General features: G+C 47.1%; 25 protein-coding genes. 11 read left to right on the top strand and 14 right to left on the bottom strand.

The genetic code is table 11. The features are described from left to right. Positions 1–22: 22 nt before the first annotated feature. The 3 genes from ACQ4M5_RS13540 to mobF form a co-directional block, all read right to left on the bottom strand. Positions 23–265, bottom strand: coding sequence for a type II toxin-antitoxin system RelN family antitoxin (locus ACQ4M5_RS13540; RefSeq protein WP_430676155.1), 243 nt, complete (start codon positions 263–265; stop codon positions 23–25). A gap of 160 nt (positions 266–425) precedes the next feature. Then, the gene (locus ACQ4M5_RS13535) at positions 426–3,662 is read right to left on the bottom strand and encodes a HEAT repeat domain-containing protein (protein ID WP_430676154.1); all 3,237 of its coding nucleotides are present in this window, start codon (positions 3,660–3,662) and stop codon (positions 426–428) included. 211 nt (positions 3,663–3,873) lie between these two features. Next, positions 3,874–8,727, bottom strand: a complete 4,854-nt coding sequence (gene mobF, locus ACQ4M5_RS13530) for a MobF family relaxase (RefSeq protein WP_430676153.1) — start codon at positions 8,725–8,727, stop codon at positions 3,874–3,876. Positions 8,728–9,347: 620 nt separating this feature from the next. Here mobF and ACQ4M5_RS13525 point away from each other — a divergent pair. The 4 genes from ACQ4M5_RS13525 to ACQ4M5_RS13510 all read left to right on the top strand — a co-directional run bounded on the left by ACQ4M5_RS13525 (position 9,348) and on the right by ACQ4M5_RS13510 (position 12,522). Further along, on the top strand, positions 9,348–10,454 hold the full coding sequence (locus ACQ4M5_RS13525; protein WP_430676152.1) for a ParM/StbA family protein: 1,107 nt from the start codon (positions 9,348–9,350) through the stop codon (positions 10,452–10,454). 9 nt (positions 10,455–10,463) lie between these two features. Then, on the top strand, positions 10,464–10,934 hold the full coding sequence (locus tag ACQ4M5_RS13520; protein ID WP_430676151.1) for a hypothetical protein: 471 nt from the start codon (positions 10,464–10,466) through the stop codon (positions 10,932–10,934). A 12-nt stretch (positions 10,935–10,946) separates the two neighbouring features. Continuing rightward, positions 10,947–11,342 carry a hypothetical protein gene (locus ACQ4M5_RS13515; RefSeq protein WP_430676150.1) on the top strand — a complete coding sequence of 132 codons (396 nt, stop codon included), beginning with the start codon at positions 10,947–10,949 and terminating at the stop codon, positions 11,340–11,342. 607 nt (positions 11,343–11,949) lie between these two features. Then, positions 11,950–12,522 carry a hypothetical protein gene (locus ACQ4M5_RS13510; protein WP_430676149.1) on the top strand — a complete coding sequence of 191 codons (573 nt, stop codon included), beginning with the start codon at positions 11,950–11,952 and terminating at the stop codon, positions 12,520–12,522. A gap of 6 nt (positions 12,523–12,528) precedes the next feature. Here ACQ4M5_RS13510 and ACQ4M5_RS13505 read toward each other — a convergent pair whose 3' ends face one another. Then, a complete protein-coding gene (locus ACQ4M5_RS13505; RefSeq protein WP_430676148.1) occupies positions 12,529–13,512 on the bottom strand; it encodes a GTP pyrophosphokinase in 984 nt (327 codons plus the stop codon). A gap of 39 nt (positions 13,513–13,551) precedes the next feature. Next, positions 13,552–14,661: a nucleoid-associated protein gene (locus tag ACQ4M5_RS13500; protein WP_430676147.1), complete on the bottom strand. Its 1,110-nt coding sequence runs from the start codon at positions 14,659–14,661 to the stop codon at positions 13,552–13,554. Positions 14,662–15,126: 465 nt separating this feature from the next. On the opposite strand from ACQ4M5_RS13500, the gene ACQ4M5_RS13495 reads away from it, so the two are divergent. Next, positions 15,127–15,357, top strand: a complete 231-nt coding sequence (locus tag ACQ4M5_RS13495; protein WP_430676146.1) for a hypothetical protein — start codon at positions 15,127–15,129, stop codon at positions 15,355–15,357. A gap of 76 nt (positions 15,358–15,433) precedes the next feature. Then, on the top strand, positions 15,434–16,150 hold the full coding sequence (locus tag ACQ4M5_RS13490; protein ID WP_430676145.1) for an arylamine N-acetyltransferase family protein: 717 nt from the start codon (positions 15,434–15,436) through the stop codon (positions 16,148–16,150). A 178-nt stretch (positions 16,151–16,328) separates the two neighbouring features. On the opposite strand, the gene ACQ4M5_RS13485 is transcribed toward ACQ4M5_RS13490, so the two are convergent. Then, positions 16,329–16,505, bottom strand: a complete 177-nt coding sequence (locus ACQ4M5_RS13485) for a hypothetical protein (protein ID WP_430676144.1) — start codon at positions 16,503–16,505, stop codon at positions 16,329–16,331. Between the two features lie 165 nt (positions 16,506–16,670). On the opposite strand from ACQ4M5_RS13485, the gene ACQ4M5_RS13480 reads away from it, so the two are divergent. From ACQ4M5_RS13480 to ACQ4M5_RS13470, 3 genes are all read left to right on the top strand, one after another. Next, positions 16,671–17,564: a phosphotransferase enzyme family protein gene (locus tag ACQ4M5_RS13480; RefSeq protein ID WP_430676143.1), complete on the top strand. Its 894-nt coding sequence runs from the start codon at positions 16,671–16,673 to the stop codon at positions 17,562–17,564. Positions 17,565–17,657: 93 nt separating this feature from the next. Continuing rightward, on the top strand, positions 17,658–17,903 hold the full coding sequence (locus tag ACQ4M5_RS13475; protein WP_430676142.1) for a hypothetical protein: 246 nt from the start codon (positions 17,658–17,660) through the stop codon (positions 17,901–17,903). A 55-nt stretch (positions 17,904–17,958) separates the two neighbouring features. Continuing rightward, positions 17,959–18,657 (top strand): hypothetical protein, encoded by a 699-nt coding sequence (locus ACQ4M5_RS13470; RefSeq protein WP_430676141.1) that lies wholly within the window; start codon positions 17,959–17,961, stop codon positions 18,655–18,657. Positions 18,658–18,778: 121 nt separating this feature from the next. On the opposite strand, the gene ACQ4M5_RS13465 is transcribed toward ACQ4M5_RS13470, so the two are convergent. Genes ACQ4M5_RS13465 through ACQ4M5_RS13445 form a run of 5 tightly spaced genes read right to left on the bottom strand, consistent with a single transcriptional unit; the run spans position 18,779 to position 22,158 of the window. Beyond that, entirely contained in the window at positions 18,779–19,666 is an 888-nt protein-coding gene (locus ACQ4M5_RS13465; protein WP_430676140.1) for a DMT family transporter, read from the bottom strand. A 25-nt stretch (positions 19,667–19,691) separates the two neighbouring features. Beyond that, the gene (locus tag ACQ4M5_RS13460; protein WP_430676139.1) at positions 19,692–20,366 is read right to left on the bottom strand and encodes a pyridoxamine 5'-phosphate oxidase family protein; all 675 of its coding nucleotides are present in this window, start codon (positions 20,364–20,366) and stop codon (positions 19,692–19,694) included. Continuing rightward, positions 20,363–20,971: a transglutaminase-like domain-containing protein gene (locus ACQ4M5_RS13455; protein WP_430676138.1), complete on the bottom strand. Its 609-nt coding sequence runs from the start codon at positions 20,969–20,971 to the stop codon at positions 20,363–20,365. The genes ACQ4M5_RS13460 and ACQ4M5_RS13455 overlap by 4 nt, the downstream gene beginning before the upstream one ends. After that, positions 20,959–21,453, bottom strand: coding sequence for a GNAT family N-acetyltransferase (locus ACQ4M5_RS13450; RefSeq protein WP_430676137.1), 495 nt, complete (start codon positions 21,451–21,453; stop codon positions 20,959–20,961). The genes ACQ4M5_RS13455 and ACQ4M5_RS13450 overlap by 13 nt, the downstream gene beginning before the upstream one ends. 15 nt (positions 21,454–21,468) lie before the next feature. Then, complete coding sequence (locus tag ACQ4M5_RS13445) at positions 21,469–22,158, bottom strand: HAD family hydrolase (protein ID WP_430676136.1); 690 nt, start codon at positions 22,156–22,158, stop codon at positions 21,469–21,471. Between the two features lie 104 nt (positions 22,159–22,262). On the opposite strand from ACQ4M5_RS13445, the gene ACQ4M5_RS13440 reads away from it, so the two are divergent. Both ACQ4M5_RS13440 and ACQ4M5_RS13435 read left to right on the top strand, forming a co-directional pair. Continuing rightward, positions 22,263–23,723, top strand: coding sequence for a PLP-dependent aminotransferase family protein (locus ACQ4M5_RS13440; protein WP_430676135.1), 1,461 nt, complete (start codon positions 22,263–22,265; stop codon positions 23,721–23,723). A 125-nt stretch (positions 23,724–23,848) separates the two neighbouring features. Next, positions 23,849–24,709 carry a hypothetical protein gene (locus ACQ4M5_RS13435; RefSeq protein ID WP_430676134.1) on the top strand — a complete coding sequence of 287 codons (861 nt, stop codon included), beginning with the start codon at positions 23,849–23,851 and terminating at the stop codon, positions 24,707–24,709. 66 nt (positions 24,710–24,775) lie between these two features. Here ACQ4M5_RS13435 and ACQ4M5_RS13430 read toward each other — a convergent pair whose 3' ends face one another. Genes ACQ4M5_RS13430 through ACQ4M5_RS13420 form a run of 3 tightly spaced genes read right to left on the bottom strand, consistent with a single transcriptional unit; the run spans position 24,776 to position 26,094 of the window. After that, positions 24,776–25,174, bottom strand: coding sequence for a hypothetical protein (locus ACQ4M5_RS13430; RefSeq protein WP_430676133.1), 399 nt, complete (start codon positions 25,172–25,174; stop codon positions 24,776–24,778). Between the two features lie 27 nt (positions 25,175–25,201). Next, on the bottom strand, positions 25,202–25,816 hold the full coding sequence (locus tag ACQ4M5_RS13425; protein ID WP_430676132.1) for a hypothetical protein: 615 nt from the start codon (positions 25,814–25,816) through the stop codon (positions 25,202–25,204). Further along, positions 25,813–26,094 carry a hypothetical protein gene (locus tag ACQ4M5_RS13420; protein ID WP_430676131.1) on the bottom strand — a complete coding sequence of 94 codons (282 nt, stop codon included), beginning with the start codon at positions 26,092–26,094 and terminating at the stop codon, positions 25,813–25,815. The genes ACQ4M5_RS13425 and ACQ4M5_RS13420 overlap by 4 nt, the downstream gene beginning before the upstream one ends. Positions 26,095–26,158 lie beyond the last annotated feature (64 nt).

The following is a 26,158-nucleotide window of genomic DNA, read 5'->3' as shown; positions in this document are numbered from 1 at the left end:
GATGCTGACCTGAATGGGCAGATTATTCGACATCCATGCCCTCCCAAAGTTGAGACACGGGTTTAGTTCTTCCGGCAAGAACATCTTGCCAGCCTTGGTAGAGTCCTTCTCGAATTTCTTCAATTGGAGTCTCTTCGAGGTCTCCTTCAGGTTCAGGGACGAGAACGATCACGCGGACTTGACCGTTCTGGGCGAGGTTCAGAGGTTGGTCGAGGGTAAGTTGTCCATCTTCTGTGAGGGGCGCGGTGGTTTCGATCTCTTTCATGGTCAATTCTCCTGAATTGGAAATTTGAAAGGTTACTAAGGGTGCTTTTGAGAGATGTAAACCGCACAGCTCTTAATAATGGTGGATCTTTGGAGGAAGGTGGGGCTTCGTAGTATCGATCGTAATTTGCATGATTTTGGCTCCTATTGTTACAGCGACTCTACTTCACGTCTTCGCTCACGCCTTCGAGAAATGCGATCGCGCCTTTACCCCAAGGATTGGATTCGACAAAGTGTTCGCCAACTTTAACGGCTGCTTTTTTGCCACCGTTCCAGAGGCGTTTGAGGCTGAGGAAGTTTTGCCAACGGGCATCGATGCGTCTTGCTTCTACAGTAATGGTCTTTGTAATCTCAGTTTCGTGGGTGAGATCCGGATGTTCTTGCTGAAGTTCGTGAATAAATTGCTTGTAGCTCGTCAGCAAAATCTCAAAGTTTTGCTCTGTTCCATTGATGTGCTGAGTGAATTCTTGCTTGCTGCCTTCAGCCGCGTAGTTAACGCCGATCGTTGCGTTCTGCTGATTGAAGATGGGTGCTTTGTCAGTCATGATAGTTAACCTCTCTATGGTTTGTACTGTTATAGCGGTTGGATCGCTGTCTTGGCTTTTTTGTCGATCGGCTTTCTGTGCCTCTAGATAGGCTTGATAGATTTCGTAGTTGTAATATTTACAGTTCTCTTGAATGGCAAGAATTACTTTGTAGACTTCTTCGCCTGATTTAGTTGGAATTAGAGTGAAGAGATGGGGAAGGTGTTGAGCGACCGTCTGTGGGCATTTTTTGGCGATCTTGCTTAACACTCCTGCTGCATCACTACGCACAGACGAGTCAGAATTTTCTAGGAGTTTGAGCAAAGCAGGAATTGTCGCATCAGAGCCTACCTCGACTAACGCTTCTGCTGCTTCCTTACGCACAGATGAGCCAGAATTTTTCATAAGCTTGAGCAAAGCGGGAATTGCCACATCAGAACCAAGCCTGCCTAACGCTTCTGCTGCTTTCCCACGCACAGACGAGTTAGAATTTTTCACAAGCTTGAGCAAACCAGAAATTGCCGCATCAGATGCGGCATCCCTACGCACAGATGAGTCAGCACCTCTCACAAGTTTGAGCAAAGCAGAAATTGCCGCATCAGAACCAATGCTGCCTAACGCTTCTGCTGCTTTCCTACGCACAGACGAGTCAGAATCTTTCACAAGTTTGAGCAAAGCAGGGATCGCCGCATCAGAACCAAGCCTGCCTAACGCCCATGCTGCGTTCCTACGTACCCTCGAATCAGAATCTTCCACAAGTTTGAGCAAACCAGAAATTGCCGCATCAGAACCTATCTCGACTAACGCTTCTGCTGCATCACTACGCGCAGACGAGTCAGCATCTCCTGCAAGTTTAAGCAAAGCAGGAATTGCCGCATCAGAACCAAGCCTGCCTAACGCCCATGCTGCATTCCCACGCCCAGACGAGTCAGGATTTTCCACAAGCTTTAGTAAACCAGAAATTGCCGCATCAGAACCAAGCCTGCCTAACGCTTCTGCTGCTTCCATTTGCATCTCTGGAATAGCACTGTCCAGAATTTCGAGCAAAGCAGGAATTGCCGCATCAGAACCAAGCCTGCCTAACGCTTCTGCTGCATTCTCACGCACCCTCGAATCAGCATCTTCCACAAGTTTGAGCAAATCAGAAATCGCCGCATCAGAACCAAGCCTGCCTAACGCTTCTGCTGCTTCCATTTGCATCTCTGGAATAGCACTGTCCAGAATTTCGAGCAAACCAGAAATCGCCGCATCAGCAAGCTTGCCTAACGCCCAGGCTGCATTCTCACGCACCCTCGAATCAGCATCTTCCACAAGTTTGAGCAAACCAGAAATCGCCGCATCAGAATCAATGCTGCCTAAAACGTCTACTGCATTCCTACACACCTCCCAATCAGCATCTTCCACAAGCTTGAGCAAGCCAGAAATTGCATCATTTGATCGCGTCTTCTTCAAAAGCTCAACCTTCAGCCATGCAGGCGTTTCTACCTTTAGTGAGAATTTGATAAAGCCCAGTTGCCAATGCTTGAGAACTTTCAGCTTATTTACCATTCCAATAGCGTTCTCCTGAAACGCTGGCTTTACCTCTCCTGCTAATCTTGCACCCAAACTTTGATCCACCTCTAGCGCTAGTTTCACAACTCGTATCCCCTGAGTTTCACTCACTAGCGCCAGCATCAATGTTACAGGTTCTGTCCACTTCAAGAAATTCAAATACTTCTGTTTTAGTCGCTCATCATCTAAAGTGATCAACTGCTCCAGCAGTGCTTCTGCTGCATAGTATTCTTGAATCAGTTGATGCCGAAACTCTAACTCTTCTCGGTTTGCTCCTGCTTGAATCAAATGATACTTTTGCAAATCTCGCAGACACTTCCGTGCAATATCTTCTTTACACTGTACTTTTCCACTTAGGAATTGAGAGATCGTTCCCACCGCCTCCTCATACCTAATCGCCACCCGAAACTCCGTCGGCTTCTCCCCCTGCATCATCACCCAAGCCAACTGCTGAAGCACAGGCTTCCACCAAGCCCGATCGCTCTCAACCCGCACATCGTCTTTCAAATATCGCTCATACCCCTGCGTAAACTCCCGAAACACCAACCCCAAATTCTCTGGAATCGTCCCCGTCTGCTGAAACACGCCACACAGCATCCAAAGCAATAATGGTGTTTGTCCAAACTCTCGCAATCGATCGCGTAACTGCCGCAGCATTGCCTCCGCTTGACCAGGCAGATACGATCGAATAAACGCCTCCATCTGTTTTTCAGTCAACGGCTGCATTTCCAACCGCTTTTCAATCCCCAGATCGCCCCCAATGCTCAAATCCCGCGTCGTGAAAATCATCGGCACTCTTGGATGATTGCGACGAAACGCCGATAACTGCGATCGCGCTTCATCCGACGGCAACTCATTCACCCCATCAAAGAGAATCAGCGCATTCGATAACACTTGGGCTAGAGACGCGATCGCTAATCCATGCCGTTTTAGAGAATCGAGGATCAATTGTTCGATCGACCCCTGCCAATAGCGCAATTCCACCAGCACCGGAATCCTCGCCTGCGAAGTCGTCGCCTCTTCCAGCATTAATCGCGCCAACGCGGTAGATTTCCCTGATCCCGGTCGCCCCACTAACAAAACGTGCTGCTCTGCATACTTACGAATTCCGTCGAGAACCGGAAAGCGTTCGACCTTTTCCTCCTCTCGTCGCTCCTCTTTCTTCACCGTCTGAACCATCAACCCAAAATCAAACGTCGGCGCAACTTGCTTTTCCTGCCGTCGTCTCCCTGCGGCATCTGTCAGCGTGTAAAGCTGCCACCACTTAGCATAAGCGGCGCGAATCGATTCAAGATAGGGCTGGAATTCGCTCAGGTCATTCATGCGAAAACAGGGGGAGGCTCTGTTGTCTATGCTACCTCAACATTTTTCGCACTCAGGAAATTGTTTAGGATCTCTCAACCCGACAAGAGAGGCTTCAACGTTTTAGAGATGCAGTTTCTCCAGATGGATATTCCACCTGGAATTCTCGCCGATTAAAATTGAAAAGGCATCAAATTTCGGTGATTGTTTTTAATTCTGAATGGAAGGTCATTTAAGATTGTTGAACTTCTGATTTCTGAATTAGTCGAGGCGTTGTCTGCTGTCTCTCTGAAAGATTCTTACAAGCGCGATCGAGAATTGCTTTGATATACTGCTCCGCCTGTTGAGGGTGAAATTGTTGCATTTTCACCACTCGTTCAGATGTCATCACCATCGATCGCACTACTTCCAAGGGTTGCCCTAGCTGTAATGCCCGTTTTGCAGCTTCTAACAGCATTGCCGTTGGCTCTCCCTTCAATCCCTGACTATAGTGGCGCAAAAGCTGTGCTGGATTCTGTTGACCAGCCCGCAGCAAGCTTTCCCAGGTCAAACCGCTTGGAATTGGTAGCGTTCGCGCTTGCGGAATGACCTGCTGGACAGATGAAGCGTTAATGACCGTCTGTTCTGGCAGTGTTACCCATGCCTGAAGCTCTTTCAGCTTCGTAGAATCCATTCCTGCAACATAAAGCGATCGCCCTGATCGTTCCAGTCGCGCAATATCGAGTTTAGCGAGTGCGATCGCATCTTCAGGCGTATCCACCAGAACAACACAACTGAGCCGCCCTTGCCCAACACTCAGGCTAAACACCTGCGAATTTGGTGAAGCAGAATTTTCCAGACTTTGGAAAATTGAAGCTTGTGGCAACGGTTGGGCAAGATTCAAGGATTCGGTGAATCGGGCGCGTCGATCTGCCACTGCTCGATTGACTGCGTTAGTAAGGTGATCGATCGCATCTGTTGATCCAGTTGTTGTTGCAAGAGTTCTAACGAGTTGGTCAAGGTTCCGAGTGAGGTCTGTAAGGTAGGATCGGGTGTCTGTAAGGTGATCTGCAACGCATTTAGATGTTCGCCCAATTGCTGCTGTAAAGCTTGTAATGCTTGTTGCAGCGTTGGATCGGTCTGTTGCAATTGCTGCATGAACTGAAGATAGGTTTGCGTATTGGCATGAATCATTTGGCGTAAGGTTTCCAACGAGGTCTGCAAGCTCTGAGCTGATCGCTTCGGTGTTTTCTTGCGACCGAATCTGCGTAACTCGATCAGCAAACTGCTCGAATACATCACGCACTGTTTGATGCCACTGTGGAGCGTTGTTAGCGAATCGGGTAATGGGGTCAGTTGGGAAGTGAGCGTATCGAGCGATCGTGTTGTCTGAGTATTGGATTGTTGGGATAGATGTTCGATCGTTGTTAAGCGATCGCTCAAGTCCTGAACTGACTGTACGAGGGTTGCTTGCTGCGTCGATAATGCTGACAGCGAGTTCGCGATCGCGTCTTGCCGCTCGATCAGCGTAGTCAACAAGTGCGTCAAGGCTTGCTGCGAAGGTTCGTCGAAGGGGCACTGAGTCATTGGACGTTACGAAAGCGTGGAGGATTGATGAGTTAGCGTTTGTAGGTGTTGATTGAACTGCTGTAATTGCTGCGTTTGCTGCACTAAGGCAAGTTCCACCGTTTGTAATCCCTTCAGCAAGTCGTCTAAGCGTTGTTCCAAGTTGTTCGCTGTATCTGGAGAAGATTTCGAGTTGACGATTTCGCTCAACCGCGTCAAGTAAGTTTCTAATGCCGTGGTCAAACTGCTGAGGTCGCTCTGTAGTTGGGGAAGGAAGGGCAGAATCGCTTCCCAATGTCGATCGTGCTGTTGAATCGTTTGACGCATTTCCGTCAGCGTCTCGAAGGGAAGCTGCTGTGTCTCTAAATATTCGACCAAGCTCTGCAAGCCGCGATCGAGTTGGTTCAAGCTCTGGTGTTGGTGCTGGCGAATTTCCCCTAAAAGCGTCAACAACTCGACGAGCGGCTGCAAGCTGTCTGCTAAGGACGTGATCAGTGTTGTGGAAAGTTGAGATTGAGCTGCTTCGATCTGCTCGATCCTGGGCGCGATCGCTTGGAGAAGCACGTAAATGTCGGTTATCGTTGAAGCCATCGTGGGAATTGGAATTAAGGACAAAAGACGTTAGATTACTCGTCAAAGAAAGGGAAGTTTCTAAGGCGAGATTCAATTGCTGTTGATAGTTCAGAAGATGCTTCAGTTGCGCCTGCTGCGAAAGAGATGCTGAGTTCACTAGCGTAGTTATCGGTGACAACGTGGGCATCAATTGTTCGGCGATCGCGCTTTCCATTTGTCGATCGCGCCATCGCTGGACATCACTCAGCAACGTGACTAGATGAGCGGCGATTGTCTCTGAATTCGTTGAAGCCGCTCCTGTAAGCGTTTTTCCTGTTGCTGAAGAATCGTGTGTAATGCTGTGGGAGATGGACGCGATGGGAGAGATGATTGAATCGCCAATCGTTGTAGAAGTGTCGATAGGCGATCGAACTCCTGCTGCTGCGTCTGGTTGAGCAATACCACGGTTTGCTGAAGCCCTTGGATTTGATGATTGAATTGCGTCAGGGTGTGGTGAATTTGCCGCAGTGAGGTTTCTAGATCCGTTGAGCGATCGAAGGTTGAAGTCATAGTGATCAGCGATTAGGGAATCGATTGAGTTGATGTGAGTTGGCTGTATAACTCCTGCTGTGAGCGATTCAGTTGTTCTAACTGCTCGCTCAATTCTGCTTGTGATTGCAGTAGTGTTGTTAATTGCTGACTGAATTGCATCTGTCCATTGGTGTTTGCTTCGAGTTGCTCGTTGAGCGCGTTCAAGCCCGCTTGTAAGGCTTGGAGTTGCTCGATCAAACGATTCGGCGATGCTTCTGAGGAGGTGGGATTCAAAACGCTGTGTAATTGCGTCAAGAAGGTTTCTAAAGCCGTTCTCAAGCTGGCTTGTTCGGTCTGTAGCTGTTGCATCGATTCGCGATCGCTCGTCTGCCAAGCTGCGATCGCTTGGGTCAGTGATTGAAATACTTGCTGCTGATTGGTCAGAACTCGCAGAACTTGTGAATTGATGGGTGAATTGTCGGTCATGATTGAAGTGGGAATAAGAACGAGCAGAGGCATTCCGAACTTGGGAGAGTAACGCTGAAATATCATCGGCAAAAAGCGTTAGAGACTGAGGAATAGTCGGTAGCTGTTTAAGTACTGGAGCTAGTTCTTTTAGCGCCGTTGCAGTAACGATTAGCTGACTTGGATTCGATTGTGGAAGATCTGCTGGAACTAGAACACGAGCATCGGTTAGAAAGTAAGACTGATCTAAAGGTAGAACTTCAATTCGCCCAGAAAGATGCTGAACAACCGCCGTAGTTTCAGTGAGAGCATTAATCGTGAAAGTTTCCTGACGATCGGAAGTTGTCCATCGAAAGCGATCTCCTACATCGATCGGGACAGAAACAGGCGTGTAGACCCATTTCCGAAAGCAACGTGGATTCAATTCATACTCTTTGCCGCTTGAATCCTGCATTGCGATCGTTTTGGAATTCTGGGCAGTTACGGTATAGCAAGCTCCTTTGACAAGACCCAGCGCAGGACAACTGTAGCGAGGAACTACAACATCCCCAATGTCAAATGATTGAACTCGGAGAGTTTGGGCGAAGCTCAGAGGCTTTAGCTGTAATTGTTGCAGCGTATGGAATGTTGGCGCTCCTAACGCACGAACCTGAGCTAATATCTGCTGAACCTCGATTTGAGTTGCTGCGTCAGGCACGATGATTGCGGTCTTAGCTCGATCCGCAGAATTTAACTTCAAATAATCGATCGCTATTTGCTGAAACGATTGGGGCGATTCAATCAGATGATTCTGTTCTAGAAGCTGGGCACATCCAGTTAAAAGATTCCCTTGAGCGATCGCACGAACCGCACTAGAAAGAGAATCTGAAGTTTGCAGTTCATTCGCATGACGAGCGCGATCGAGGGCAGCCGGAGTCGTCCAATAATGCTCTCCGATCGCAATCAGTTGCCCCGACCGTTGAGCGTGATCGAGGGCTTGAAGAAAGCTTTGATAGCTAAAGGGCTGAACATGAGTGAAAATCCGTCGTTCCAAATCAGCTTGAGAAAATACCGGAGATTGAAGATGACATACCGCGATCGCATTCATCAGTGATTCTTCGATTGCCACTTCTGGCATTGCAATCGGGTCAGGCTTTGAATGTTGAATATCAAGGTGAAGCTGGTCATTTTGAATCTGCCACCACTGGTCGAGCGTCGTGGCATCAACATTCAAGATCTTGCGCGGACGAGTTGCAAGACACGCCCATTGCTTCTCATCCGTCGTCGCATTCTGTCCTACAAGCTGAAGAATCTGTTGCCGACGCTTGCTGAAATGCTCCAACTGACTGGAGCTATAGCCGATTAATTCAAACGAAGGATCAGGACGAAGCGCGATCGCGTATCCTAGTTGCCGAACTGAATCAGCTAGAGCATTGACATACAGCACACTAAGCAGTAATCGATCGTTGTGAATTGCGGTGAAGTCGAGCGATCGCCACGCTTGATCGGCAAGCTGCGTCAGATTCGCAACCACGCAATGAGTGTGCAAATGCGGATCATGCGATCGCGAAGTGGTATGCAGAAATTGAGCAATTAGCGCATTTCCGGTCGGCACAATTTGCCGCTGCCCTGCCTCACACAATCGAGTTTGTGCATAGCGTTGCTCTACCAGTTGCAGCACTTGCTGTACAGCCTGAGTATGTGCCGCGATCAAATCTGTCTCGTGACCCATTAAAGCAGCTAAACTAATCGACTTTGGGGCATTAAACGTTAAATCCAGTCCTGCTTTGTGGTGTGAATGAATTGTGCGCCCAGGCAGAGCTTCTCCGGTTGGCGATCGACCTGCTAGTACTTGTGCGAATTCATCAGCACACACGATTCCTGATAGCCCTAGCGCGATCGCACCTTGTCCGCTCCACTGACTCGTCTCTACGCTCAGTGCATCGGATTGATGATCATCTTGAGCAAAATAGTGAACGCTACCTTCTGGATGAACCTGACCCAGACTCAACATACAAAACTATCAATTTCATCTAAATTTGCTGAGAATGAAATCCAATATCTAGGGCAAAGCAAAGACTACTATGGATTTTTTTGCAGCTTGCCACGATTAACTGATATGGAATTCAAGATATACTCAATATACGCCTCTGTTCCTTAACTGCCAAGGGTTTTAGCGAGCTTTTCTAAAATTCTGTGCTTTAGGTGTGAGTAGAGGGAGAGAAATTTAGAAAGGGCAAAGTTAAAGAGGATTGCTGTGATCGATCACAAGTAGCGACAAGTTGCTGTAATTTGCTATTCACAGCACTAACTTAGTTGACTAACCAGAGATCGCACCCGTTTTGCGTTGATCATTCGCTGCAATTCGCCACTTACGTTACTTTTTGTATTCATGCTTTTTCATCTATGGAAAGCTTGGCAGAATATTTCATAGTGCAGTTCTAGAGCAGACGCAACTAGACAGCGCCTCTCTCACCGGATCGGATTGCACAGTTCCACCTCCAGGTGATTCGTACTGCACATAACTCGGCAGGAATCGCTAATCAGGCATCAGCAACCATTCGCTGAATAAATCCCCACCCAACGAGGAAACAAAACTCCTCGATCGTCATTAATCATTCAAAATCGAAACCTATGCTTCAAGTGTTAGTAGATTATGGTCACTCACTGACCAAAGTTGTGTTTAGCGTACACGGGCGCATCGACTATCTATTGATGCAGCCTGCCTTAACCAGTCCTTTGATGAAAGAACAACTTCAACTGCTCAAGCTACACAATGCGAATGCAGAGCCAGAAGATGCAGCATGGCTTGAGTTGGAAAATGAGATTCGTGCCGTTGGAAGTGCGGCTGAGAATTTTGGCGGTGACACCGGAGCCGACGAGCGCAAAGAAAGGCGTGCTGCTTTCAAAACGCTTGCGGTACTGGGAGCAATCCAAGAACGCGCCAACTTACCATCACAGTTCACGGCTCACATCGGATTGCTACTGCCCATGACCGAATTTGTGGATGCACTTCGGGTTTGTCAAAAAATCCAAGATGCTGCTGCCCAATTTAGTTTTCGCGGTCGATCGCTAAATGTTTCCATTCCCTTATGCAAGCCTTACCCGGAAGGATTTGGTTTATTTCTAGGGCGGCGTAGTGAACTAAGCTTGCAAAATGTCGCTCCAGATTCGCGAACTTTCCTCATCCTGATGTTGGGACACCGCAATGCCTCGATTCTGGTGTTTCAGAATGGACAACCGCAACCCGGCAAATCTACCAGCAATGGTCCTGGATTTCGAGAAGCGATCGCGAGTGGAGCCAGCGTGCAGGGAATTTTATCGCGGGACTACAGCAAATTGCTCTCTGCCTTCGTCAGTCAGAATCCAACGGTTGTTCTGGCTGGGGAGAGTCAAGCCCGTGATGTTAGCGAAGCACTACGGGTTGGGCAAGCAACCTACTGGGGACAGCTTGAGAGTTTTTTGATCAACCATTTCGTCCGCTATGTGGATTCGACCTGTGAAGTCGTGATCGGTGGTGGAGCGTCTCAGTTAATTGCGCCAGAACTGTCAGAATTTTTGAAAGGATTGGGAATTTCTCCTTCACGTTGGAGTTTTGGAGAAGGTATTCGGCGTGGGATCAGTGATCGCTTTGGTCAGGTGCAATTTGCATTAGAAGAACCGCTCAATCTCCGTCTGGTGGATGCCTTCGCGACCTTCCAACACTTGCAACGGCAATCCTTAAGCGCAGCCAATTCATAGCGAGAACAAATGTCAACTGCCACACCGAAGAAATCGAAACAACGCAAGCCAACAATTTGCCTGCGAGTCTGCACCGTAGAAGATTCAGGACAAGATGTGCTGTACCGCTATCTCCAAGATGGCTCGATGCTGGGGTCAACGAAAGAGCTAGTCAATCGCGCCATTCGGTCTTTCTGGTTGCCTTTCGCCTATCAAAACTCACACTCAACTTCAGAAGTCGAGTTAAGAGTCGCTGCGATCGATTGCGTTGCCCAACTGCAAGCCCAAATCCTGCTCATTCAGGAATGCTTCGATTTGAAACCTTTGGGAATTACGATCGACCGATCGCAAAACTCTTTCAATCTGGAGGCGATTTCTCCTTCCACCGATCGAACGACGATCGACACGACCACAGCATCGTTACCTGTCCTAAATTCTCCAGAGTATTTTGATTATGACGATAGCGTATTCAGCACTATGCTGAACGGCAACTCATCGTAAGGAGCAGCGATCATGGTCGAGCCGCAATTGCCCCAGCAACGAACGAATCAAAGCACGCCGCTCAATCCAGAAATTTATCGATTGGCTTACTTGAGTCTCGCACGGCAAGCGATCGGGAATCCTGGATTGAGTTTTGAGGAGTTACAGCAAACCTATCAAGGCAAACCCGATGCGCGATCGCTCGACCAATCGATCGCACAATTAGCCTTCCAGCAAGGATTAACAAAACAGCAGGTGTTTGATCTGTTAGCAGTCAGTCCACAAGTGCAATATTCGGTCAAACAAGGACAACCCGTCGATTCGGTCAAACGTTACGCGGCAGATATAGTTGAACGGGTACAGCCACGCTTAATGCAAGATGCTTCCTCAGAGCAATCGATTGGCATCAGATCCCGAAATCGCAGTTAGTGCGATCGCTGCTTTGAGAGAACCAATTGCCACAATTCCAGATGGGGTTTCTATCTAAAAAACTTAGGAAATGTATGCTCGATAGCGATCGCTGCCATTTCTTAATGTCATAAGGGAACAAGCTCTGACACTTCGAGAAAGATTCATACTGGATTGAAAATCACAAATTGCTTTTAGCAAATGCAATCAAGATTTCCGCATGTTCAACTTGCGTGGTAGCTTCTGTCGCTTGCGAACTCGCATCATAATCAGCATGAGTTCGGGACTATTGGGCTTGAATCAGGTAGCGATGGAACTCAACCAGGATCTGCCTTGTATTAACAAGGTGTTCGCCAAATTTGCTAATCACAGCCAACTCATTCGAGAACGTGAGATTTGCACTCATGAGAAAGTTTTCCGACCTATTCTCGCCATACAAGCCTAATCTCAAAATTTGACATCTCTAAGCTTCCTCTGGCATCTTCAGATGTCGCTATGATGCTATACATTACGAATTCTTAATATTTTGAGATAAGATTTAATTTTTTAGCAAGCATCGACTTGCAAAGACAGTTGTAAAATCAGTGATCGCTTTCACAACAAGCTCTACCGAATCAAGGTCTAATTAGTGAACACAACTAATCTATTTGTTGAATTAATCGTCATTGGGGCAGGAGCTTTCTTCTGGCTACTATTATTTACATTCAGTCTCTTTGGGTATAACTGGCTTCCGTGGGAGAAAGCTGCGGCAGCAACGGCAATATTGCTGCCCTTACTTACAGTGACTTATGTGTTAGGAATCGTAGTTGATCGCCTTGCAGATAGACTGTTTAGCAAATGGGATAAACGCCTCCGCTATACACATGGATTTCCTAATAATGACGAATATCATATTGCTAGAAACCACGTTTACACATATGCAGTAGATAGGCTAATTGCATTATTTGAATACGGAAGAAGCCGCCTCCGAATTACTCGCGCATGGAGCATCAATTTTGTAATGCTCACTCTCAGCAGTTTAGTTTTTATATGGACAAGGTTGAGTAACCTGCCTAACAGTAATCGCTGGATGATTACTGTTTTCTGTTTTACCCTATTTAGCTTTGGTGCAGGTATCACTTTTTCTGCATGGAAAAAACTTGCGATAAATGACTACAAGCGTCTCAAGGAGACGTATGATTTCCTCTTAAGCAAGCAATAGACTCTCTTAATCTAATTCAACTGTCGTTCCCCAAATATTGGCTAAAGATTCTAAAACTGAAAGAGGAAAACTCTCTACCCACAGTTCTTTTAGCCGAAATGGATCTTCTTCTAACCTCTCAAAAATCACAAAGACTTCTGGCTGAAAAAGAAGTGGATTGCGACCGATATCGTGATAGTAATTGCTGAATTTTTTCTGAAGTTTTTCTCTATTGTTCTCAACAAAAACATCTATAAGCTCATTAAACTTCTCAATCTCATCATCCTCAAAGAGTAATAACAACCTTTCAAGAACTTCGAGCGATAGTTCTCTGTTAAAGCTTGCAGTTGTAAACCTGTAAAAATGCTTTTCTAATTGCTCTAACATTCTTACATCAGGCTGGGCAGCCTCCTCCTGAATTGCACATCGAGCATCTTTAATCTCTTTATCGATTAATTCTACCAAAGCTAATAAACGATAAATATTACGTTGAATTTCGTCGGGAATATCATGAGATGATTTATACAGTAATTCATGTGATACTTTTGCCCAGAGATTCTGAGCGCGTGTGTGAAGCTGAATTTCACACACTTTGCCTTCAAAGCTTTTTTGTGCGTTTTCATTGAAAGATTCGGTAAGGCAAACTTCATAATGAATGCCAAGATAGCCTAGTTGATTCTTGCCAAGCTCTATACTTTTATCTTCAACATTCTGAACAAGAAAGCTTTTTGAAATAGCTTCTTTAACTTGCTCCACATCATCTAAGTATGTGAGGATGATTCGTACCCCCGCTTTGTCTTTGATCTGCTCAAACGGTGAAGTATAGGATTTGAGTAATGCCTTTCGTAGAAAACTCTCGACTTCTTTGGCGCGTGCCTCGAATATGCAGCTAATACCGTGTGGGAGAAGTTTTCGTTTCAATTCGTCCTGCACAAAATGCGCCATCTGTTCATAAACTGGGCGCTCACTTTCATACCTCTGTCTAAGCGAATCAACATTTACTACTGACATTAGCGCCCCCTGTCGCAATCGGAAGGTAATATAATTGTACTATTTTCCGGGAAGCGTTGGAGATTCCGAATCTGGTGCTATACGAGCTTGTTTGTTTGAATGTTTACCCTTGCCTCTCAATTCACTAAGTTGATCACTAAATTCCACATGAGTCGAGCCGTCCTCTGCCTCTTCAAGCCGGACTCTTTCTTCAATGACGTGTGGTGGAGCTAGCACTACCATCCCACTACTAAATTTCATACAAACTTGCTTCAAACTATTCTGAATTAACTCTACATCTTTTGGAAAAGTGTCTGTAGGCACGTCAGACTCATCAAGATATTTAATAAGGCGCTGGCGGTCGCGCACTTCAAGATTCTGCTCAACGAAGTGCTTCGGTCTTATCGTATCTTCCTGATTATTCATCAACGCTAGAAGAGAAATTTCATATTTCGCCTTTTTCGCCGGATCATCTACTTCACTGTTAATGAACTTTTCGCTTGCCTCAAAAAATTTCTTTGTGGTGAGCTTTGGAGCTTCCTGCAAACGACATCCGAGGAAAGATTTCAAGAAGAAGGTTGCAACAGCGTTATTTCCCACGGAGCCACGCTGTTTGTCCGAGATGATTCCTTGAATAGAGTCAAATGTGTTGCCTGCTTGCCAAAAGATTCCAGCTTTAAACACTTTTGTTTTGCCAGTCATCATTAAATCGCGGATTTGCTCCAGATCGAAGGTATTCTTACCCTCAAGTTGCAACGGTGTGGCACGAACCCCTTCATCCTTTTCTAGCTTGAGAACAGCAACAACTCTCTTTTTGCCGACTCTTCCCTGAATAACTGTTAGCAGACCAGATGGATTAATACCTGTCTGACTGTCATAAAGACGTTGCGCCATTTTAATAGACATATCCACAAAATTATCATCGGAATCTTCCAAATTTTTGAAGATTTGTTTTGGGATGGGCGACTCTGATGTTGCATCCAGTACTACGTCAAACGCTGATGCGGATAAGCTTCCTGAAAGTTTTTGGCTAAAAAGATTCTTGTGCGCTTGAGTGAGAGTACTTTCAACCTCGCTTAGGGATAGATACGGCAAACTGTCAGACTGTTTCTCCGGAATTTCGTGAACGATCAATCTCTCAATGTTCAATCTACCTAGATCAATTCTCATGCGTGCTAACCACGGAGCTTGAGTGTAAAAAACGCCACTTTACACGTTCTTCCGCAATTTGACAAGTCCCCAATAGAAATTCAGAGCTTGATTGTTACTTATAAGATTAGCAGTACGATCGCAACGTAGATTTCCCGCAGAACCTGAAATGCGCCCAAGATTCGGTCAAACGTTACGCAGTAGATGTAGCTAAACAAGCTTCGCCGCAATTAATGCATGGTAAAAAAACTCCCCGTTCAAAAATTATCAAATCTCAGAATCGGAGGTAGCGGTTTCGTTGGCTTTGAGGGAATGAAGGATTGCGTTAGCTTCGCTATACGGAGCATATTCGTAAAATTCCAGATAGAACTTCCTTCGGGAAAAACCGAAAACTCGGCGATTGACGCTTACCTCAACACCAAACCTAACCGTGCCACAATGGGCTTGAACAATTTTGATTAAGCGACTCAGGTTGGAAACAGAGCCATGCCAGATATTGAAGATTTCGGGGTAAGTATTGAAGAATATTTGGCATGGCTGGAATCTGGCATTGATGTCTTGGAATTAAGACGACTGGAATCGACGGGCATTCCAACCGCACTGGCACTCGAAGTCATGGCGATCATGGAGCGCGTTCAAAGTGGCACGGCAACACCGGAAGAAGTTGTGGGAGGATTACAGATCTTATCGCCTAAACTCAGGCAACAACTAATTTAAGAGTAGCTGAAGGCAGAGAAAACCGGGTCGCTTTTGTCGTGGCATCATGAAAGAGTGTCAGTCATGGAATATCAAGTTGGACTCCTCCTCGGCAACCGTTAACCTAGATGCCTACCTCCAGCGAATTACCTATGAAGGCAATATTGCTCCTACGCTTGAAACATTGCAGGCAATTCATCTACACCATGCGATCGCAATTCCCTTCGAGAACCTCACTCCCTTACTCAAGCAACCCGTTCTCCTAGATCTCAATTCATTAGAGAAAAAGCTAATTTACGATCGACGTGGCGGTTATTGTTTTGAGCAGAATTTACTGTTGCGATCGGTATTAGTTGCCCTTGGCTTTCGGGTCAAGAACTTGGCGGCGCGGGTAGTATGGAACCTGCCAGAAGGCACAATCTCACCTCGTACTCATATGCTGCTACAAGTCGAAATTGACAACGCGGCATATTTGGCAGATGTTGGGTTTGGTGGACTGACACAAACGGCTCCACTGTTGCTCACACCCGATCTTGAGCAGCAAACGCCGCATGAGCCATTTCGGTTAATTGCAACTGATCAAACTCACACGCTGCAAGCGAAGCTCGGTCACAAGTGGAAATCCTTGTATCGGTTTGATTTGCAAGAGCAACATCTACCAGATTACGAAGTGAGCAATTGGTTTGTTTCTACCCATCCAAGCTCCCGATTTGTTACAGGATTGATGGCAGCTTGTTGGAGTTGTTGCAGTGCGATCGCTCGAAGCGGATGGTTAGCCTCTAACTGCATCAATTCTCGAATTGCCGATCGCTGAGTTTTTCCCCGACCGAGTAATCTGATCCAAAGCGTAGAGGGAATCTGTGGCAATTCGCCTGTGACGATAATCGTAGTGCAGAAGGCGGGCGGCGACTGATACATTCCAGAAATCCCTCGCGGTGAAGGCGCTGCGCCCCAGTTCTCTAACTGTTTTGCTGTGATCGAAGGGACAATAATCAGCAAGATTTTGTCGTCAATATCGTCGTCGTCATTTGCGCGATTTTCTCCGTAGCAAACTCTCCACACCACGCTTCCGCCAATTGAGGAGCGAATTGCTCATCAGGGAAGGTACTGCTGAACAGATGTTTCGCTAAACGATAGTGCGATCGCTCTGGTTGATCGGGTGCTTGCATTGCTCAATTTCAGATAACAAAGTAAATGGTACTCGCTTTCCAGGCTTCTGGCATCGTATAAAACGTGGCTCGGCACTTCAATTTCTGGCGTTCAGGGCAATTGCTCAAGCGATGGATTAGCATTTGTGATGAAGTGCCTGTTCATTGAGTAACGATCGAGAAATAATGATGGAATTGACAGATACACGCTTACAACTTGCTTTACGCGCCGCTTGCGAGGTTGCAACCCGGCAGGGATTGAAGTTTGAACAAGCAATTGTTTTGCAAAACTTCAGCAATGTCATCATTCATCTTGCGCCGATTTCGGTTGTGGCACGAGTTTCAACGACTACTGGCACGATTCGTACAGGCGATGCTTGGTTTGCTCGTGAAGTCGCGATCTCGAAATATCTCACCGCTGCAAGTGCGCCGATTATTCCGCTGAGTTCAGAATTGGAAGCGGGACCGCACCATCATTTAGGTTTAGTCTTGAGCTTTTGGCAATTTGTGCAGATCCTAGATGAACCATTCGATCCGCATGAAGCAGGGCAGGCTCTCCGCCACTGCCATGAAGTTCTCAAAGAATTTTCTGGAGAGTTACCCGTGCTGGCTTTGATCTTAGAAGCGCAGCAACTTCTTGATCGCTTAATTGCTGAATCTGAGTTTACGACAGAGGATGCCGAAATGCTGCTGCGGATCAGTGAACGATTAGAACCACGCCTGCGACAGTTCCCGATGCAGCCGATCCACGGTGATCCGCATTCTGGCAATGTTCTTAACACCACACGCAGCGTGTTGTGGACAGATTGGGAAGATGTGATGATCGGACCGATCGAGTGGGATTTAGCTTCTCTCGTCGCCGCTCCCTATGTGTTTGGCACAGATCGAGACAAAGTGGAGATGGCGTTGGACGGCTATGGTCGATCGTATAATCCCGAAGCATTAGCACTCTGTATTGAGGCTCGAACCTTGGTGGCATTGGTGTGGACGATCATCTTGCATCGCCAACATCCTGATCGATCGCGACAAGCCCGGATTGAAGGAAGACTGAACTGGTTTCGCCGCCGTGAGGCAGGGTAATTTCTGGAATTTGTCTCTGCTCATCGACTGATGCTTTCTGCTCGACGATTTGCCACAATTGCAACTCAGTGAACGAAAGAAAGGAACATTGTAATGGAGCGAACAGTTAGCGATCGAGACGGTACTACTTGGTCTTGTGTTGAGGCATTCACTGGACTCTCTGACAACGAATCCCAACACTCAGAAGCCGCTCAGGTGAAAGGGCAAGAAGATGCTTACTGGGTCGTTTGTACACCGGGCGGCGGAGCGCAGTCGGTTCGGCTCAAGTTATCCGGCGATTGGCAGAAGGATTACTCGGATGAAGCACTGCTACAAGAAATTGAAAAACAGTCACACTAAACAGCATTCGGCTCCGAATCGGATAAGCTGAGGGGAAAGCAACTCTCAGCAAACAATGGGACTTAATATTTCCTACAATTTGAGCCTCACGGCAGGCGTTGACCAAGCTCGTGAAATCGTCTTGGCGCTACGTCAGAAGGCACTCGATCTTGCCTTTACTCAGGTTGATGAATTCGTCGAATTGCAGGGAGAAGCGTGTCATTTTGACATGGACGATCGCGAAGACCCTCACATCTTTCTGAAATTGCGTGGACTCAAGCCAACAGTCATCGCCATGAATGGGATGTCCTGGAAAGATTCGACCTACCTGCTGGCATTTGATACTTTACCCGGACAAGGTTGTGAAACGGCTGCCTTTGGATTCGCAACGCATAACAAAATCCAAGCTGTGAACGATTGGATTTGGACAGGGTTTTGCAAAACGCAGTACGCAAGCAATTCTGAGTACGGGGGCAGAGAGCATTTTATTCGATGCCATTTAGCCCTTGTCAAACTGCTTGATGAATCTCAGAAATTAGGCGTTCGCTGCGAGGTCGATGATCAAGGCAACTACTGGAACACTCGCAGTATATTTGAGTTAACCGCAGCCCTTAATGCTCAGAATGTATTTATGGCGGCGACAATGGGTTCGATCAAAAACGCACTCGACTCCACCGCGACTCTGCAAGCTCCGATTCTCGACTATCCAAACTTTGAGTACTTGGAGGCTGAAGGCAGGTCTAGCCTGACTGATGATGAGCCTAATTCACCTTGAGCAATCGGAGAGCGTTCGCTTCGCTACACGAAACGTGTTCGCAGGCTCAACTTCCTGCAAGTTGAATTCGTGTTGTGCGTTTCAGGATGTACCTGATTCAGTCGATCGAAGACTATTTTGATCAAGCACGAATTTGAGTTCGCTTCCCTAGGGTTACACAAAAAATTACTGCTAGAGCGAAGATCAATGTTGTCATGGTTAGATGCTCACCCAGAAATACGGATGATGCCAGGATGGTCAGAAACGGTTGAAGAAGCTGGACTTGTCCCACCCGTGCCACTCCCCCCAGCGACAATCCTCGATACCATGCGAAAAAACCGAGGAACATACTAAAGAGGCTGACGTATAAGAAACCGAGTACAGCGCTGGGTGAAATCAATGAAAAATTAGACGGGGTATGTTGCAGCACGATCGGGAAAAGGATCGGTGCTGATAGCAGTAAAGACCAACAAATGACTTGCCAAGCGCCAAAAGTGCGCGATAACACTGCGCCTTCTGCGTACCCTAATCCCGCCGCTGCTACCGCTCCCAGTAACGCTAAATCTGCCAACCGAGTCGTGCCGTTTCCTGAGAGTAAGGCAAAGCTAACGACTAAGGCGCTCCCCAAGCCTGCAAAGACCCAGAAGAGTAAAGATGGGCGTTCTCCTGCTCGCCACACGCCACAAAGAGCCGTTGAGAGCGGGAGTAGCCCAGTGATGACGGCTCCATAGGAAGCAGGGGCATCCCGCATCGCGATCGCAGACAGCAATGGAAAACCAATCACGACTCCTGCAATGACAATACAAAATCTGGGCAGAAATCTTAGTGGAGGAATCGGTTGACGAGTGGCGATTAGCAAAATGGCGGATAGTGCTGCTGCCACGATCGCTCGACCCAACCCGACAAACACAGGATCGAATCCGGACACTGCAATTCGTGTGGCTGGCAATGTCAGACTGAACACTAATACCCCTAAAAATCCATAGACGAAACCTGTCAATTCTCGCTGAGGTCTTGAATGTGTATTCATTGTGCCTTTTCACTCAGTCTTGGTATCAACTGCTTTGACCTCTACCGTAGTTTTGAATATAGCTTGGAATCTCAGTCTCCGGAGACAACCGTGGGTCTGCGATCGCATCTCCAGCAACGACTCGCAACGGCAATTCTCCCGCCCACACAGGTAAAGCATAATCCGCTTCATCATCTTTTGGCGGTCCCGATCGTACTTTCGCAGAAGCTTCCCCAATCGGCAAGGATAAGACTAAGGTTCCGTTCAACTCTTGAGTTGTGGGAGGGCGCACTTCAGACCAGCGATTGTGCATAATGTGTTCTGTGAATGCTTCTAATGCAGTCAATTTTTCTTCGGAAGCCTCAACTAGAGTTGCAGTGCCAAAAATGACGACCGAGCGATAGTTCATCGAGTGATGAAAGGCAGAACGTGCTAGAACGAGTCCATCGAGCAGCGTCACAGTCACACAGACTTCAATGCCTTTTTGCAATGTTCTGAGCATCCGACTGGCAGGAGAACCGTGAATGTAGAGACGGTCATCGATTCGACCGTAAGCTGTGGGAATGACAAAAGGCTGTCCTTCGACTGCAAATCCAACGTGGCAGATCAGTCCCTCATCTAAAATCTGATAGATCATTTCACGATCGTACTCTCCCCGTTGCGGCAGTCGTTTAATCTGAGTTCGAGCAGTAATTTCAAAGGGTGATTCTGTGTTGTTCATAGTTGCTCTGGAAGGTTTTGAATGAGTTCTGTGACTGTGGTGCTGTTTCTCAAGGCTGCAATAACATTGGGATTCGGCTGGCTGTAAACGATCGGGCATTCTGTCTCATGCAACGCTGCTCGAATCGGAAAGGCTAACCTCTCCTTTTCTAAGCAAAATTCAGCTTGTACTCCCGGTTTGTTCCCTCTAGCATCGACTCGAATCCAACGATCGATGCTGCCAAGATAAATGGCATTCAAACCGTGTAGCGCGAATTTAGAACTCTGTTCTTGTTCGCAGATCAATCTCTGATAGCATAGTCCAGCAGGAATGTTGATCGAGCGAAGCATCGCAGCAAGTAAGTGAGATTTCGCGAAACAGATTCCTTGGCGATGTTGCAAAACTCCAGAGGCACTACAAGTTACAATGTCACCGCCAATATCAAAGGTATGAGGAACTCGATCGCGCACAAACTCATAAATGCGTTTTGCCCTAGCAATCTCTGTCGTTTCAGACTGAATCAATTGCTTCGCGGTTTCAGAAATTGCAGGCTGCTCAAAATCAAGCACGTTCGACGCTTCTAGGTAAGCATCCAAATTCGAGTTTTTCAATTCTAAAGAGAGCATTTGTCCAACTCCAATAGTGAAAGGCGCATCAAATTGCTGGTGATAAATCCGATGTGTTCATACAACGCCTTGCCAGAGGGTGAGGCATTCAGGACCGCATGAGTGCATCCAATCGATCGCAGATACAGAATTGATTGTTTAGTCAGTTGCCTGCCGATGCCTTGATGCCGATAAGGAGGTCCGACATAAACTCCCCAAATGTAACCATCGCAGCGATAAGAAGGCTTGAATACGATCGGATAAAGCCCTGCAAATCGTTGACATCCAACTGAGCCAATCACTTGATCACCTGCCACTGCAACAAATGCCTGATAGTCTAAAGACCGCCGTGCAACATCGATAAATTGAAGTATCTGATCTCGCCAATCGGATGCAAAGCTATCCGGTGTAACTTCGTTATCTAGCCACATCTGATAGAAGTGATCAGCAATCAGTCCATCTTCCTCACATTGGGCTTTTCTGATTTCAATTGGTTTATTCATTTCGCGTGTTCACTACTAGCAGGAAGTCACTTCTTTGAGAAGTTCGATCAATCGCTCCAGATCTTGAAAATCTGGCAGAACGGCTTTAGCACCTTCAGCAATCAGCGGAGTTGGATCGCTTTCATGGGCAACGCCAATAAACGGATAGCCCAAATTGCGCGACGTGCGAGCGTCCCAAACCCCGTCTCCCAGGTAAACCGCGATCGAAAAGGACTGCTGGTAGTACTGTTGGGCACGACGTAAAGCAATGTGGCATATCTCCTCTCTCGATACCGCATCATCTGCAAAGGCAGCAGGAATCTTGTGATGCGGCAACCCAGCCGATTGAAGTTTGAGCAGGGCTGAATCTGTCCACGCTCCACCTGCGTATGCGATCGCAAATTCTGGATGATTTCTCAAAGCAGCGATCGCTTCAATTGCACCAGGAATCGCTTGAATTCCACCTGCTTTATTCCGCGCCGTTGCGAGTCGAGCAATCAAGTGATGCCGAAATGCTTCAATATCGCGCTCAGTAGGAGAGTAACCAAAGTGCGATCGATAAATCTCATCCAAAATCCAAGCATCAGTTACGTGCCTGAACGTAGACCAATCGGGCGGATCGATGACAATGCCAAACGCATCGGTCAATGCTTGGAGAAATGCCGCATCATCGATCGCATTCGATTGTGTGAGTGTGCCATCAATGTCAAACATAACTAAGTGCATCCGAGTGCCTCACTTCACGTTCTGTTAGCCTAATCCCCTTAGTGGACTCTCACAAGAGCCAATTTTGTGTTTTAATATAAGTCCACTTCGCCCTGAGAAGTCTGATGGAACTCACCCTCAACGTGGATCATGACTCTAAAATTCCGTTGCACCAGCAGGTGTATACAGAACTGCGAGGTGCAATTCTCTGCGGTCGATTGTTGCCAGGTGAACGAGTGCCCTCAACCCGATCGCTGTCTCGATCGCTCGGTATCTCGCGCACAACTGTGACTCAAAGCTATGAGCAACTGTTGAGCGAAGGCTATCTTGAGACGCATCATGGATCGGGAACGTTCATCTGTCGCCAACTGCCAGATGAGTTGCTACACACTGAGAAAATTGCTACCCACTCCGAGGCTACAAGCCCACCGATCCGGCTATCTCGTTATGCTCACTACCTTGCTGAAACTCCCTTTGCATTACAACCGGAACCAGAAGTTGAAATTAGCTTTCGCTACGGTCGTCCTGCTCTGAAACAGTTCCCGATCGCACTCTGGCGTAAACTTCTCGCTCGGCGTTGTCGATCAGATTCTGAGTGGCTCGATTATGCGCTTGACCCACAGGGTTACTATCCACTAAGAGTAGAGATCGCTCAATATCTCTCACGCGCCCGTGCAGTTCAATGTAATCCGAAACAGATTGTCATTACGAATGGAACGCAGCAAGCTTTAGATCTGATTTTACGAGTATTGCTTGAACCTGGGGATACGATCGCGCTCGAAGACCCTGGCTATCTCAGTGCCCGCAAAGTTTTCCTGAGCCACGGTGCGAACTTACTGCCAATCCCAGTCGATGAATCCGGTTTAATCATTGAGAAATTAGAACATTCAGCAACAGATTCTCTACGCTTGGTGTATGTTACTCCATCCCATCAGTTCCCAACCGGAGCAACGCTTTCTTTGACGCGACGATTAGAACTATTGAAATGGGCAAGCAAAAATGGAACTATGATTCTAGAAGACGACTATGACAGTGAATATCGATATGGCGATCGCCCTATTCCATCTCTGCAAGGTTTAGATCAGAGTGACTCAGTACTGTACATCGGCACATTCTCAAAAGTACTCTTTCCATCATTACGGATTGGATATCTTGTACTTCCACCACAATTAGTTCCTCTAATTGCTCATGCGAAATGGTTAAGCGATCGACAACTTCCTACCCTTGAACAGCAGGTTCTCACTGACTTCATCACAGAAGGGCATTTAGAGAGTCATATTCGCAAAATGAGAGCCTACTACGATCGCGCTCGTCAAGTACTTGTCAGAGCGCTACAAAAGCATTTTGGGGAACAAATTAGGATTCTGGGCGAGAAAGCTGGAATTCATGTCATGGTTCGTTTCTTCCTGCCCATCAGCGATGCTGAAATCTTGCAACGAGCCAAAGCTGCGGATGTGGGATTGATGCCTGCTGCTCCTCATTATCTAGTAGATGGGGGCAAGGGAGAGTTTATTTTGGGATATAGCGAACTTGATGAAGCCGCGATCGTTCAAGGCATCGATCGATTAGCTTCAGCGCTAAAGTAGATTCCTGACCATCGGTAAATGCAACTTCATGTTAGAACAGGTTTCCTACTTAGGCACTTGTGCAAGAGTTGCGATCGCACAATTAGAGATACGATCGCAAAGTTCCTTCACCTCTAGATTTAGCAATGGCAATTTCTGACTATTCCGAACCTGTGGCTCAACTGTTGAATCAAGGCGAATGTTCAAGCCACGGGGTGGAATCTTGGATGGATTATCAGAGTTTGGGGCTGAGCGAGAGCGATCGTTTTAGCCTTATCAAGATGGCAACGGATCACGATCTTTATGAGTTAGATTCAGAAGCACTGGAGGGTTGGGCACCCATTCATGCGTGGCGGGCATTGGGGCAGCTACAAGTGGCTGAGGCTGCTGAACCCTTGCTGAAACACGCAAATGAGTACGTGGACGAGGAGGGCTGGTGGGATTGGATGGCAATGGAGTTGCCGAGCGTCTTTGCAATGATTGGAGCATCAATTATTCCTGATTTAGCAGCAGTCATTCAAGACCGAACTCGATTATCCTGGGCGCGAGTGATTGCCTTAGATGGATTAGAAGCAATCGCAAAACGATCTCAGGCAGAAGGCAAGGATGTTGTCTATCAACAATGCGTCACGATTCTCCTTGAAGAACTATCCCATTTTGCTGAGAATGGGGCTGACTTTAATGCGTTTCTCATTGGAGCCTTAGCAGAGCTGCAAGTCATGGAAGCAGTACCTCTAATGGAGCAAGCTTTTATGGAGGGAAAGGTCGATGAGATGATGCACGGGGATTGGGATGAGATTCAAGTACAGCTTGGATTGAAGTCGCGTGAGGAAGTGCCACGAAAAGCCGTTGATCCAAGAATTTTACGGTATTTAGACTCTTTTGATCAAACGCCATCTGCTCCAAGTGGGTTTGGAGCAAGCAAGATTCAACCATCGAAATCGAATCGTAAATCGAAACAGAAACAGCAGATTGAATCTCGTCGAAAAAACCGGAAGAGAAAATGAGCGATCGCTGTAAAAGGCTGACTCTGCAAGGGAACTCGTTGCAGAGTCAAACACGCTCAAGGTTCTCTAGAGATCGGGTTCATCAATCCATTGAATCAAGACAGGTGGCTGTCCTTTCAAGGACAACAAAGCATTCCATAATTCAGCTAGTTTCGATCGATCGCAATAGCAAATCGGCTCAGGCGCATCCCAGTCAATTCTCATCAGAAGTGTTCCGCCCGTAGCGGGAACAGGGCGATGCTGCTGCCCAGGTGCATCCACATCTTCTTCGAGTCCTCCTGAGTCTTGTGCATCTTCAATAATTGATTGCATCGAACCATCTGGGAAGGTCGTGATAGTATAGTGATGCTCATTCATTGCAACACCACAGGAAACGTAGCCAATTCCAGAGTTATACTGCTCGAACTCATGCCAAATCTGTTTGAGTAGATCGCGATCGCGAATCGATAAAATCTCAAGTGCCATTCGCTTTTCTCCATGAAGGTAGAATCTTTATCGCTCTCGTGCTAACGAGCTTGACAACGCTCGTTCTTCCAGCAAAGCTTTCAACGCCTGCCATGTTTGACGGAACAATAAATCCTGCATGAGCGATCGGCTAATACGATCAGTTAGCTCTACGATCGGACGAAGTTGCCGAACTTTCAACTGTTCCAATCCAACTAAGTCTGTCCAAATAAAGTTGGGGATCGGGTCACGATTCCAAGGAACACCAAATTCCCGCGCACGAGTTTCTAGATGACGGGCACTAAAATCAATCACTTCAGCGTAAGTGCGATGGGCTGGATCGGGGCAAGCAATCCAGCAATGAAACTCCAGATCAGGAATGAGAGGTTGATGAGCATCAAAGCACAGCGCATACCAAACGCCTTCTTCTACTGGGTCAGGGCTAGTACAAATCTCGAACGTTCCAGCATAGAAGCTGTACTGAGATTTGGGATATAAGTGCCTTAATGTCAGTGTCCCAAGTAGCGCGTACCAAGCACAAGCCACTTCAGGAGCAGGATGATAGCGGCAAACTGTAGCGTGAACGAGCTTATCGATCGTTGCACAATCAAATTGAGCAACTTCGGGCATAGGATGAGCTAGAGGTTTGAGAAAATTCGTCATACAACATCTCCAAATTCAGTTGAGCCACTCGCGAAATAGGTGTGACAAAGCTGGGAAACGGCTTGAAGTGCCTGAAGGCTGTCCTGCATTGGAACCGTTTCGGGAATCAAGTCCACAGGCAAGCAAGTCTTTTCGATGAGCCAATTGATCACGACACCTTTTGCCACACGGCGACCTGCTTCATCAAGCTGTGTCTGTGTCGTTTGTTCTGCATCGGCAATCATTTGATTCACCGCTTGCCAAGCGCTGATGCGGTATTGAATGTAAAGGGTAGCCATCGCAATTATCAGAAACCATCATTGTTCTCGTGCTAACGAGGCATGAATTAAGTCAGCAAGAAAT

The organism is Leptolyngbya sp. AN10 (genome assembly GCF_050565645.1).
Lineage (GTDB): Bacteria > Cyanobacteriota > Cyanobacteriia > Leptolyngbyales > Leptolyngbyaceae > Leptolyngbya.
The sequence above is the reverse complement of the archived record's forward strand: the minus strand, read 5'-3'. Positions and strand labels throughout refer to the sequence as shown.

What these genes read in the sequence shown, in the direction of transcription:
- ACQ4M5_RS13540 (WP_430676155.1), bottom strand. Translation starts at nt 265, where the DNA reads ATGAAAGAGATCGAAACCACCGCGCCCCTCACAGAAGATGGACAACTT.
- ACQ4M5_RS13535 (WP_430676154.1), bottom strand. Translation starts at nt 3,662, where the DNA reads ATGAATGACCTGAGCGAATTCCAGCCCTATCTTGAATCGATTCGCGCC.
- mobF (WP_430676153.1), bottom strand. Translation starts at nt 8,727, where the DNA reads ATGTTGAGTCTGGGTCAGGTTCATCCAGAAGGTAGCGTTCACTATTTT.
- ACQ4M5_RS13525 (WP_430676152.1), top strand. Translation starts at nt 9,348, where the DNA reads ATGCTTCAAGTGTTAGTAGATTATGGTCACTCACTGACCAAAGTTGTG.
- ACQ4M5_RS13520 (WP_430676151.1), top strand. Translation starts at nt 10,464, where the DNA reads ATGTCAACTGCCACACCGAAGAAATCGAAACAACGCAAGCCAACAATT.
- ACQ4M5_RS13515 (WP_430676150.1), top strand. Translation starts at nt 10,947, where the DNA reads ATGGTCGAGCCGCAATTGCCCCAGCAACGAACGAATCAAAGCACGCCG.
- ACQ4M5_RS13505 (WP_430676148.1), bottom strand. Translation starts at nt 13,512, where the DNA reads ATGTCAGTAGTAAATGTTGATTCGCTTAGACAGAGGTATGAAAGTGAG.
- ACQ4M5_RS13500 (WP_430676147.1), bottom strand. Translation starts at nt 14,661, where the DNA reads ATGAGAATTGATCTAGGTAGATTGAACATTGAGAGATTGATCGTTCAC.
- ACQ4M5_RS13495 (WP_430676146.1), top strand. Translation starts at nt 15,127, where the DNA reads ATGCCAGATATTGAAGATTTCGGGGTAAGTATTGAAGAATATTTGGCA.
- ACQ4M5_RS13485 (WP_430676144.1), bottom strand. Translation starts at nt 16,505, where the DNA reads ATGCAAGCACCCGATCAACCAGAGCGATCGCACTATCGTTTAGCGAAA.
- ACQ4M5_RS13480 (WP_430676143.1), top strand. Translation starts at nt 16,671, where the DNA reads ATGATGGAATTGACAGATACACGCTTACAACTTGCTTTACGCGCCGCT.
- ACQ4M5_RS13475 (WP_430676142.1), top strand. Translation starts at nt 17,658, where the DNA reads ATGGAGCGAACAGTTAGCGATCGAGACGGTACTACTTGGTCTTGTGTT.
- ACQ4M5_RS13470 (WP_430676141.1), top strand. Translation starts at nt 17,959, where the DNA reads ATGGGACTTAATATTTCCTACAATTTGAGCCTCACGGCAGGCGTTGAC.
- ACQ4M5_RS13465 (WP_430676140.1), bottom strand. Translation starts at nt 19,666, where the DNA reads ATGAATACACATTCAAGACCTCAGCGAGAATTGACAGGTTTCGTCTAT.
- ACQ4M5_RS13460 (WP_430676139.1), bottom strand. Translation starts at nt 20,366, where the DNA reads ATGAACAACACAGAATCACCCTTTGAAATTACTGCTCGAACTCAGATT.
- ACQ4M5_RS13455 (WP_430676138.1), bottom strand. Translation starts at nt 20,971, where the DNA reads ATGCTCTCTTTAGAATTGAAAAACTCGAATTTGGATGCTTACCTAGAA.
- ACQ4M5_RS13450 (WP_430676137.1), bottom strand. Translation starts at nt 21,453, where the DNA reads ATGAATAAACCAATTGAAATCAGAAAAGCCCAATGTGAGGAAGATGGA.
- ACQ4M5_RS13445 (WP_430676136.1), bottom strand. Translation starts at nt 22,158, where the DNA reads ATGCACTTAGTTATGTTTGACATTGATGGCACACTCACACAATCGAAT.
- ACQ4M5_RS13440 (WP_430676135.1), top strand. Translation starts at nt 22,263, where the DNA reads ATGGAACTCACCCTCAACGTGGATCATGACTCTAAAATTCCGTTGCAC.
- ACQ4M5_RS13435 (WP_430676134.1), top strand. Translation starts at nt 23,849, where the DNA reads ATGGCAATTTCTGACTATTCCGAACCTGTGGCTCAACTGTTGAATCAA.
- ACQ4M5_RS13430 (WP_430676133.1), bottom strand. Translation starts at nt 25,174, where the DNA reads ATGGCACTTGAGATTTTATCGATTCGCGATCGCGATCTACTCAAACAG.
- ACQ4M5_RS13425 (WP_430676132.1), bottom strand. Translation starts at nt 25,816, where the DNA reads ATGACGAATTTTCTCAAACCTCTAGCTCATCCTATGCCCGAAGTTGCT.
- ACQ4M5_RS13420 (WP_430676131.1), bottom strand. Translation starts at nt 26,094, where the DNA reads ATGGCTACCCTTTACATTCAATACCGCATCAGCGCTTGGCAAGCGGTG.